The following is a 10582-nucleotide window of genomic DNA, read 5'->3' as shown; positions in this document are numbered from 1 at the left end:
TCACCGGTGCAGTGGCTATATGAAACACTGAATACCGGGTGAACGGAACTGTCTCCCGACTCGCAGCATTTGTAGGCCGGATAAGCGCAGCGTCATCCGGCACTATCTCGATACCTTACAAGAACATCCCGCCTGAAACTTCAACACGCTGCGCATTCATCCAGCCGCTTTCGTCGCTAAGCAGAACCGCAATCGCGTTGCCGATATCGTCCGGTTGACCCACACGCCCCAGCGCGGTTTGCGCGGCAATCGCCTTGCCGACTTGTTCGTTATCACGCACCACACCACCGCCAAAATCAGTGGCAATCGCCCCCGGCGCAATGATATTCACCGAAATCCCACGCGCACCCAGCTCTTTGGCCTGATACTTCGTCAGCACTTCCATCGCCCCTTTCATCGCAGCGTAAGCGGCTTTTCCTGGTAGCGCAAAACGCGTCAGGCCGGTAGAAACGTTAAGAATACGACCGCCGTCTTTAATCAGCGGCAACAGTTGCTGCGTCAGGAAGAATGGCCCCTTCAAATGGATGTTCATTAAATCATCAAATTGTTCTTCTGTTGTTTTTTCGAACAGCGCATCCAGCCCGGTTCCGGCGTTGTTTAATAAATAATCAAACGAATCGCGCTGCCACACGTCATGCAACTGTTGCTTCACTTCTTTAGCAAATGCGCTAAATGTGGCGCTTTCGGCGACATTCAATTGAATTGCCACCGCTTTTACGCCAATTAGTTCAATTTCGCGCACCACATCGAACGCTTCTTGCTGCTTGCTGTTGTAAGTCAGAATAATGTTCACGCCGCGCGCCGCCAGTTTCAAAGCCGCGTTTTTACCTAATCCACGGCTGCCGCCGGTCACTAATGCGATTGTTTGAGTCATGTTTTGCCCCTTTGATGGCTGTCAGGTGATTGAGGTAAAGCTTATTAGCTGCTACAAAATCAATAAAGAGTGCTGATTGCGCATCACTGTTTCACTACTAACAACAATGCGGGAATAAAGTGGATAAAATACACGCAATGCAACTGTTCATCAGAGTGGCGGAACTGGAGAGTTTCTCCCGCGCCGCCGATACTCTGGGCCTTCCTAAAGGTAGCGTATCGCGCCAGATTCAGGCGCTTGAAGGCTTACTAAAAACAAGGTTATTACATCGCACCACGCGACGCGTGCAGCTCACCCAGGACGGAATGGTGTATTACGAACGCTGCCGCGATCTGCTGGCTAACCTCGACGAACTGGATGGTCTTTTTTTGCACGATCCGAAAAGTGTCAGCGGGCGTTTGCGTGTGGATATGCCTGTTGGTGTCGCCAAAAACCTGGTGATCCCCAATCTCCCGGCGTTTTTGCAGCAGTATCCTGGCATTGAACTTGAACTCAGCAGCAGCGACCGCATGGTCGATGTGGTGCGGGAAGGGTTTGATTGCGTGGTGCGCGTTGGGCAGCTTAAAGATTCCGGCCTGGTGGCGCGCCCGCTGGGGAAACTCACCTTAATTAACTGTGCCAGCCCCGATTATCTGGCGCGTTTTGGTTATCCGGAAAGCCTCGATGATTTGGCGTCCCACGCCGTGGTGCATTACGCCCTCAATCTCGGCAGCCGCCCGCAAGGCTTTGAAGTGTGGATGGATAAAACCACCCGCTGGGTGAAAACCGGCGGGGTGATCACCGTCAACAGCACCGAGACTTATCAGGCGGCGTGCCTCGCTGGGCTGGGGATTATTCAGGTGCCGCGCATTGGCGTAAAAGATCTGCTCAAGAGTAAAAAACTGGTAGAAATTCTGCCGCAATATCGCGCCGAACCGATGCCCGTTTCGCTGCTTTACCCGCATCGCCGCAACCTTTCCCGCCGCGTTCATTTGTTTATGGAATGGCTGACCGGGCTGGTTAAAGGCTATGTAGACTGACGACCAGGCTATAATTTCTTTACGAGCCAGCAAAACTAAAAGGATAACGCTGCTGATGACCCCACCGGAAAACGTCGAGAAACGCCCAACCGAATCGCTTGATTATGAGCCTGTCGCCAAATTTCAGACGGAACCGAAACCCGAAATTATTGCGCCTGAGAAGCCCGATGAATCGGACGATCTGTTAAAAATCAAAACGCGCAACGAGACGGTTAACCACACGATAGAGAGCGTCAATAAAGCCGCGCAGCGCCCAATGGTGGCGCATCTTTTACGTGCCACCGAGCGCTTTAACGACCGCCTCGGCAATCAGTTTGGTGCGGCAATTACCTATTTCTCGTTTCTCTCGCTGATCCCCATCATGATGGTGGCGTTCGCCGCAGGCGGTTTCATTCTGGCCTCACACCCGACGCTATTGCAGGATATTTTCAACAAAATCTTCGAGAACGTCAGCGACCCGACGCTGGCCGCCACGCTTAAAAACACCATTAATACCGCGATTCAACAACGCACCACGGTCGGTTTAGTCGGCCTGTTGATTGCGCTCTATTCCGGGATTAACTGGATGGGGAATTTGCGCGAAGCGGTGCGCGCACAGTCGCGTGACAAATGGGAACGCAATCCGAAGGATGAAGAAAAGTTCTGGGTCAAATATCTGCGCGATTTTATCTCGTTGATTGGCCTGCTGATTGCGCTGATTGTGACGCTTTCCATCACCTCCATTGCCGGTTCCGCGCAGACCATGCTGATCGGGCTTTTGCATTTAGACGGCATTGAGTGGCTCAAACCGGTGTGGCATTTGGTCGGGTTGGCGATTTCTATTCTGGCTAACTATTTGCTGTTCTTCTGGATTTTCTGGCGCTTGCCGCGCCATCGTCCGCGCAAGAAAGCGCTGATTCGCGGCACGTTTATCGCCGCAATAGGTTTTGAGGTGATCAAAATCATCATGACCTACAGCCTGCCAAAACTGGTGAGCTCGCCGTCAGGCGCAGCGTTTGGTTCGGTGCTCGGTTTGATGGCGTTCTTCTATTTCTTCGCCCGCCTGACGCTGTTTTGCGCCGCGTGGATTGCCACCGCGCAGTATAAAGACGACCCACGAATGCCGGGTAAAACGCACAAATGATCTGCAATCCGTAGGTCGGATAAGCCTGCGTCATCCGACACTTTCCGGCGGATGACGCTTGCGCTTATCCGCCCTACGAAAACTTCCCCCTCCCGCGCTTCCAGCACATAAATCCAGCCTGTAACTTTTATTTAACCTAAAAGCAGTTTTATTCACTGAATTTTTAAAAGTGAGAAGCACGACATAGACATTTATTTTCTGGACTAAAAATTATCCTCTCATTGCTCGTTAATCGCACAGCTTCACGCGTAAGCGTGCGTTGAAATGCGCTATTTGCTGTGCGTAATATGGCCCTTCGTTCGCTAAAATAAGAAAAAATTATGCAAGCCACCATCGCAAATCCAGTCAATACCGAAACTGACGCCACGCCCGTCAACTCACGCGGAAAAGTTGTTGTCGCCTCGCTCGTCGGCACCGCTATCGAATTCTTCGATTTCTATATTTATGCCACTGCGGCGGTAATCGTCTTCCCGCATATTTTCTTCCCACAAGGTGACCCAACCGCCGCCACGCTACAGTCGCTGGCCACCTTCGCGATTGCCTTTGTGGCGCGTCCGATTGGCTCCGCGCTATTCGGCCATTTTGGTGACCGGGTCGGTCGCAAAGTGACTTTAGTGGCATCACTTCTGACGATGGGTGTGTCTACCGTGGTTATCGGCCTGCTGCCGAGCTATGAAACCATCGGCGTTCTGGCGCCAATGCTGCTGGCGCTGGCACGCTTCGGCCAGGGTTTGGGTCTGGGCGGGGAATGGGGCGGCGCAGCATTGCTGGCAACCGAGAACGCGCCACCACGCAAACGTGCGCTGTACGGTTCATTCCCGCAACTCGGCGCGCCCATCGGCTTCTTCTTTGCCAACGGCACTTTCCTGCTGCTTTCCTGGCTGCTGACCGACGAGCAGTTCATGTCCTGGGGTTGGCGCGTGCCGTTTATTCTTTCTGCAGTGCTGGTGATTATCGGCCTGTATGTGCGCGTTTCGCTGCATGAAACCCCGGTGTTCGCCAAAATAGCCAAAGCGGGCAAGCAGGTGAAAATCCCATTGGGAACGCTGCTGACCAAACACCTGAAAGCAACGATCATCGGCACGTTTATCATGCTGGCGACTTACACGCTGTTCTACATCATGACGGTTTATTCCATGACGTTCAGCACCGCTGCGGTGCCTAAAGGCCTCGGATTCTCACGCAACGATGTGTTGTGGATGTTGATGATGGCGGTGATTGGTTTTGGCGTGATGGTGCCGATTGCCGGTTATCTGGCGGATAAATTTGGCCGCCGTAAGTGCATGATTGTGATCACCAGCCTGATGATTGTGTTCGCGTTAGCGGTGTTCCAGCCACTGTTAGGTTCCGGTAACCCGACGCTGGTAATGGCATTCCTGCTGATTGGCCTGAGCCTGATGGGTTTGACCTTCGGCCCAATGGGCGCGCTGCTGCCAGAGTTGTTCCCAACCGAAGTGCGTTATACCGGAGCGTCGTTCTCCTATAACGTGGCGTCGATTCTGGGTGCGTCTGTCGCGCCGTATATCGCCACCTGGTTGCAGGCGAATTACGGCTTGTTCTACGTCGGCTTGTATCTGGCGGCGATGTCAGCGATTACGCTGGTTGCGCTGTTGGTGTCGAAAGAGACGCGTCATTTGTCGCTTTAGTTTATTTCCCCTCACCCCGGCCCTCTCCCAAAGGAGAGGGAGAAAACCAGTCAATCCCCTCTCCCCCTGGATAGGGAGAAAACCGAGCGATCCCCTCTCCCTCAGGATAGGGAAAAAACCGGGCGATCCCCTCTCCCTCAGGGAGAGGGTTAGGGTGAGGGTGTTACTTCTTCATCTGCCCCAAAATACGGCTGCACTGATTATCGCTGCCTTCTGACGGCGAAATCAGTGCCAGCAACGCAGCGGCTGGCGTCACCAGCGTCGCCAGGGCCGCAGCCACCGCGCCACGGGCAATCAGCGGCCCGGCTTTCACCCCCGCATCCGGGTTCTTAAACGTCCCACGCACATACAGCGGCGAACGCAGCGTGATAATGCGGATCCCTTTGCTTTCCGGGTCGATGGTCAAATCAAGCCGTTCAGTGGCAAAGTTCGTCGTCCCGGTGACGTTAATCAGCGCGTTCTCGGTATCGAATGCGAATATCCGTGGTGTCGCCACGCCACCGCGTAAATCAAGGTTTGCCGCCGCGCAGTTAATCCGCACTTCGTCATCACCGAAGATTTGCCCGACGATGTAGTTCCCGACGTTTAAGCCGACGATTTCCATCAGGTTGCGGCTGATTAATCCATCGTTCATCAGCAGTTTCAGGTTGCCGTCGCTGGTGCCCAAAAGCTCGGCGACGGAGTTACCGCGCCCGCGCAAATCGGCATCACCGTTTAGCTCGCCGAGGGTTTTCTGCATCGACTCCACTTTCGGCATTAACTGTTTGAGCTGCAAACGTCGCGCCTGAATATCCGCCGTGCCGCGCATCGGCTTTTTGTCTCCTTCAAGGTGAATATTGGCGCTGATGGTGCCATTCGCCATGCCGAATTTCAGCGGTGCAAGACGCAGGTCGGCATCTTTGAGAATCACATGAGTGTTGAGGTTGCTCAGCGGCAGCGTGCCGCTGTGTTCGATACGCCCGCCTTTAAAGCGCACGTCGGCGTCCATCACATCCCATTTGTCGGTTTCGAAGCGGTCATACGGCAGGACTTTGTCGGCGGGCTGATTCGTTTTCTCGCCTTTTGCCTGCTCTGACTTTTTGCTTTGCTGCGCGCCTTTGCCCGAATCCACGCCAATTAAAGGGCCGAGATCCGCAAGTCGCAGCTGTTTAGATTCCAGATCGCCTTCGAGTTTCGGGCGCGGTTTGCCCTGCGAGTAGGTCAGCGAACCGTGAATGTCGCTGTCGCCAATGCGTCCGTTAAAGTTTTGATAGCGGAAGACTGAGCCTTTTTCGGTGTCGATTTTTGCCAGCAAATGGCCGTCGGTTTCAAACGGCGGCGTGTCCGGCAGCAGCACGCCGGTTAAATCGTAGAGATTGCCCAGCGAGTCGCCGGAGAATTTAAGCTGTAAATCGACGCCGCCCATTTTCATCGGGTCGTTAATGGTGCCGATAAATGCCACGCGGGAATTGCCAGAATGCACATCCGCCTGCACCGGGAAGGCGGTTTCACCTTCGCTGCGTAGCGCCAACATGCCGCCTATTTTGCCGCTGCCTTCCAGCGGCGCACCGTTATAGCGGCCTTTCATTTTCAGGCCAAAGACATAATCCCCGGCTTTCGCGGCGTCTTTGCCTTTGGGCTTTTTCCCTTCGACTTCGCTAAACGGCAGCGGTTTACCGAGCGGATCGACGAGGATTTCAATATCCGCTTTGGTGACTTTGTCGTTAACTGCGATGCGGCCTTTATCGAAAAGAATATTGTCCAGCTTGAATGACCAGGCCGACGGCGGCTGGTTGGGATCTTTCGTCCCGTCGGAGGCTAAGTTAAACGTCCAGTTATTGTTTTTTTCCGACAGACGAATAATCCGCGCATCGGGCTGCACGAGCTTAATCCACGGGATATAGACGGTTTTGGTGAGCAGCGCGAGCGGTGCCAGCGTGGCATCAACGCGCGGCAGGTGCACCATCGTCACTTCAGGAATCTCAGGCGGGTTGCCGAGAATAATATCTTCAGCATGAACGTGCGGCCACGGCACCCAACTGCGCCAGCCGGTTTCTTCTTTATTTCGCTCCCAAACCACGCCGAGATCGCCACGAATAGCGAACGGGCGGTTAAGTTCTGTCGAGACTTTTTGGTTGATGGTCGGTTTGAGCCGATTCCAGTCAAACGTCGCAATCACGATGATTGCCACCACAACCAACAACAATAAAACCCCGACGACACCGCTTACAATTTTTCCAGTTTTAGTCATGCCTTGCCCCCTTTCCTGATGTGGCTCGCTTTAACTAAAGATAGTTGAGCGGGGCCAAAAGGGCATCAGGAGAGGCGAGTTAGCACATTTTCCAACTGTTCAAACGGGATTGGGCGAGATAGAAAATAGCCTTGCGCCGCGAAAGCCGGAGACTCTTGCACATCGCGCCATTCCGCTTCTGTTTCCACGCCTTCGACGATGACGCCTTTGCAGTAGCGGTTCATCAGTTGCAGCAACATGGTGAATAAATTGCGGCCTTCGTCGCTGGTGCGCAGCATGATGAACAAGTCGCGGGCGACTTTGATGTAGTCATAACGCATCTCGCTCAGTGCCGAGAAGTTGGCGACGCCAGTGCCGAAGTCGTCGAGCCACAGTGGGCCAAATTCGTGCATTCCCGCCAGCGTGATGGCCTGAGGCTGGGTGATGTGTTCAACCAGTTCAAAGCGCACCCACGGCATTTTGTTGATCAGCGCCAGAATCGGCTGATGTTGTTTCATCGCCAGCAGCGTTGGGCCATCTACGTTAACCGAGGCCAAAATGCCATAACCGAGGAAAATAGATTCCCATTGCGCCAGCAGATTCAGTTGCTCTTCAATAACCATCAGGCGTGAGCGGCTGGATATGGACGTGAAGTAGCGATCCGGCGGAATGCGAATTTCCGGCTCATCCGGGTGAGTCACCACCGTCAGCAGCTCTATCGCCATTAAATGGCCGTCGATTTTATAGATCGGCTGGAAGGTGTACTGCCGCTGGCATTGCAGCCAGAACCGCCGTTCCTGCAAACTTTCGACACTCGCCTCAAGCGTATTTAGCCGGTGAGTGATCTGCTTAAACTTCATCATGTACGTCCTGTTTACCTTGATAACTCGCATGGCTCATCGTCAAGTTATCGGCGTAGCGCATGAGAACTTTATGTTCGCTTTCAGTACAACTGCAATGAAGGAGAGTTGCTTCACATCGTCAATAAACTGCCTTAGCTCAAAGTTTTCCGAAACATCGTTTTAAATTGTTTGACTCGTTTTTAGCCGACCATCAAACTATCGGTAATTTCATTAATTCAGGTCTACTGCTATGCCAACGCGCAAAATCGCCGTTATCGGTGAATGTATGATTGAACTGTCGCAAAAAGGTGCGGAAGTTAGCCGCGGCTTTGGTGGCGACACGCTTAACACTTCCGTTTATATCGCCCGCCAGGTTAACGCGGCCGATCTTGAAGTCCATTACGTGACGGCACTGGGTGAAGATAACTTCAGCCAACAAATGCTCGACGCATGGCAGCAAGAGAACGTTCACACCGAACTGACACAGCGCCTGGAGCACCGTTTACCGGGTCTGTATTACATCGAAACTGACTCAACCGGCGAGCGCACTTTCTACTACTGGCGCAACGAAGCCGCAGCCCGTTTCTGGCTGGAGAGCGATCAAGCGCAGGCGATTTGTGCCGAACTGGCGCAGTTCGATTATTTGTATCTGAGCGGAATCAGCCTCGCGATTCTGAACGCCGCAAGCCGTGAAAAACTGATGGCGCTGCTGACTCAGTGCCGCGCAAACGGCTGCAAAGTTATCTTTGATAACAACTACCGTCCGCGCCTGTGGGCGAGCCGTGAAGAGACGCAGCGCGTGTATCAGCAAATGCTGACTTGCACTGACATCGCGTTCCTGACGCTGGATGACGAAGATTTGCTGTGGGGCGAGAAGCCGGTTGAAGAAGTGATTCACCGTACTCAGGCGGCTGGCGTGCGCGAAGTGGTGATCAAACGTGGCGCGGATTCTTGCCTGGTGGCGATTCAGGGTGAATCAACTCTGGAAGTGCCGGCGGTGAAATTACCGAAAGAAAAGGTTATCGATACCACTGCGGCGGGTGATTCATTCAGCGCGGGTTATCTGGCGGTGCGTTTGACCGGCGGCAGTGCTGAAGAAGCGGCGAAACGTGGGCATTTGACTGCGAGTACTGTGATTCAGTATCGCGGGGCGATCATTCCTAAGGAAGCGATGCCTTCGTAATAACCCCCCTCACCCCGGCCCTCTCCCTCAGGGAGAGGGAGAAAACCGACCAATTCCCTCACCTGTAGAGAAAACCGGTCAATTCCCTCTCCTGTAGAGAAAGCTGGTCGATTCCCTCTCCTGGGGGAGAGGGTTAGGGTGAGGGCAAATATCACTGCGCTGGCGGAATATCCGACACGTCCTGCTTCGGCTCATCCGTTAACGGCAACGTCTTAGACGGCACCATCACTTTATCCCACGTCGCTTGCAGATCCTTCATGTTGTACTCAGGCTCGCCTTTCGGCTGCAGCAATACTAACGCCATTTCCTGCGAAAGCTGCTGGCGCAAATCCTGGTTCAAACCGCTCAGCGTTAAACTGTTCAGGAAGTCCTGACGCAGTTTCTGATACTGCTCCGGCGCGATATCCACGACCTGGTTCTGGAACGAACGCAGACGCTGGCCAATCAACACATCGGTGTCGGTGCGGGCGTAGGTCGCAAACAGCCCCGCCAGTTCGGCTTTTTTCTTCGCGATTAAGGCATCAAACTCTTCTTGCGACAGCCCTTTATCACGCACGTTCACCAACTCTTTCCCGACCGTCGCCAGGTTCGCGTCCAGTTTGGCGTTTGGTGATTCCAGGTTGATGCCGCACTGCGCACGCTGATACAGCACGCGGCAATCGAAGCTGAGATTCAAATCCTGGATATTCTGCTTGCTGAGATTTTGCTGCACATGCCAGAACAGCGCCTCACGGGCGAGGTCGGCACGCCAGTAACGCAACAGCGCGGAAGACTCACGAATCGGCTGCCAGGCGTTGTCCCACGTCAGTGAGAGGCGATCCTGACGCACGCTGTCGGTCATTAAGCTGACCGGCGTACGCTTGAGTGGAGAAAGTGTGGCGACCGGTGCAGGCGTTTCACGTTTACCGGTAAGCGTGCCAAAGGTTTTGTTGATTTGATCAGCAACGCTGCGGCTGTCGACGTTACCCACCACAATCAGCGTCATCGCATCCGGCGTGTACCATTTCTGGTAAAACGCTTTCAGTTGTTCGTGATCAACCGGCTGCTTGAGATCGTCTGCCGGGTCATGGCCCAACAGCGTCGAGCCTTGCAGACGATAGCGCCACCAGTTGTCTTTGGTGTCCATCGGCCAGGTGACAACCATATCCGGGGTTTGCAGCGCGACGTTTACCGTTTCTGGGGTAATCGCCATTTTTCCGCTGCTTTCGGAAAGATAGGTTAAGGCTTCTTTGAGTAAATCATTGCGGTTATTAGGCAGGCTGAGATTAAACAGCGTGAAGTCATAAGAGACGATAACCGGTGGCAGCGGACGCTTCGGGTCCACACTTTGCTGCCATAAAGAACGCACCTGTACAGGCTGCAAGCTGCCGCTTTGTGTCAGCGCCAGACGAGGTAAAAAGTGGCTGTAGCCGCTCTGTTGAGTTGTCTCAGTCAATGAGCCTGTGTTCACCATCAGCCGAATTTCAATGCGATCGCTAGGACGCTGAGGTGTGGCCAGGACTTGCCATTGTAAACCGTTGGCGAGCGTGCCTTGTTGCCAGGCTGGATCGGGCTGAAGTGCTTCTGCCTGCACATTACTGGCGGCGGCGACCAACAGCAATCCGCCAGCTAAGAGTCGAATTTTGGTGCCCTGCATGTTAACCCCTGGAAAACAATCCTGATTAAAAAGTGTAATGGCGACATAGC

At 53.8% G+C, this 10582-nt stretch carries 8 protein-coding genes; 4 read left to right on the top strand and 4 right to left on the bottom strand.

All coding sequences use genetic code 11. The features are described from left to right. Positions 1 to 115: 115 nt before the first annotated feature. On the bottom strand, positions 116 to 874 hold the full coding sequence (locus tag D6029_RS12490) for an SDR family NAD(P)-dependent oxidoreductase (RefSeq protein WP_120065073.1): 759 nt from the start codon (positions 872 to 874) through the stop codon (positions 116 to 118). Between the two features lie 119 nt (positions 875 to 993). Between D6029_RS12490 and D6029_RS12485 the strand changes: the two genes are divergently transcribed. The 3 genes from D6029_RS12485 to D6029_RS12475 all read left to right on the top strand — a co-directional run bounded on the left by D6029_RS12485 (position 994) and on the right by D6029_RS12475 (position 4662). Beyond that, positions 994 to 1893 (top strand): LysR family transcriptional regulator, encoded by a 900-nt coding sequence (locus D6029_RS12485; protein WP_120065072.1) that lies wholly within the window; start codon positions 994 to 996, stop codon positions 1891 to 1893. A 55-nt stretch (positions 1894 to 1948) separates the two neighbouring features. Then, positions 1949 to 3016, top strand: a complete 1068-nt coding sequence (gene yhjD, locus D6029_RS12480; protein WP_120065071.1) for an inner membrane protein YhjD — start codon at positions 1949 to 1951, stop codon at positions 3014 to 3016. 320 nt (positions 3017 to 3336) lie between these two features. Beyond that, complete coding sequence (locus tag D6029_RS12475) at positions 3337 to 4662, top strand: MFS transporter (RefSeq protein ID WP_120065070.1); 1326 nt, start codon at positions 3337 to 3339, stop codon at positions 4660 to 4662. Positions 4663 to 4825: 163 nt separating this feature from the next. On the opposite strand, the gene D6029_RS12470 is transcribed toward D6029_RS12475, so the two are convergent. Together D6029_RS12470 and pdeH are read right to left on the bottom strand one after the other, a co-directional pair. Then, a complete protein-coding gene (locus tag D6029_RS12470) occupies positions 4826 to 6892 on the bottom strand; it encodes an AsmA family protein (RefSeq protein WP_120065069.1) in 2067 nt (688 codons plus the stop codon). 65 nt (positions 6893 to 6957) lie between these two features. Then, a complete protein-coding gene (gene pdeH / locus D6029_RS12465) occupies positions 6958 to 7731 on the bottom strand; it encodes a cyclic-guanylate-specific phosphodiesterase (RefSeq protein WP_120065068.1) in 774 nt (257 codons plus the stop codon). Between the two features lie 232 nt (positions 7732 to 7963). Between pdeH and kdgK the strand changes: the two genes are divergently transcribed. Further along, the gene (gene kdgK / locus D6029_RS12460; protein ID WP_120065067.1) at positions 7964 to 8896 is read left to right on the top strand and encodes a 2-dehydro-3-deoxygluconokinase; all 933 of its coding nucleotides are present in this window, start codon (positions 7964 to 7966) and stop codon (positions 8894 to 8896) included. 151 nt (positions 8897 to 9047) lie between these two features. Here the strand turns inward: kdgK and D6029_RS12455 are convergent, their stop codons facing one another. Next, entirely contained in the window at positions 9048 to 10532 is a 1485-nt protein-coding gene (locus D6029_RS12455; protein WP_120065066.1) for a M16 family metallopeptidase, read from the bottom strand. Between the last annotated feature and the right edge of the window lie 50 nt (positions 10533 to 10582).

Origin of the sequence: Buttiauxella izardii, assembly GCF_003601925.1 — a bacterium.
Taxonomy (GTDB): Bacteria; Pseudomonadota; Gammaproteobacteria; order Enterobacterales; family Enterobacteriaceae; genus Buttiauxella; species Buttiauxella izardii.
The sequence above is the reverse complement of the archived record's forward strand: the minus strand, read 5'-3'. Positions and strand labels throughout refer to the sequence as shown.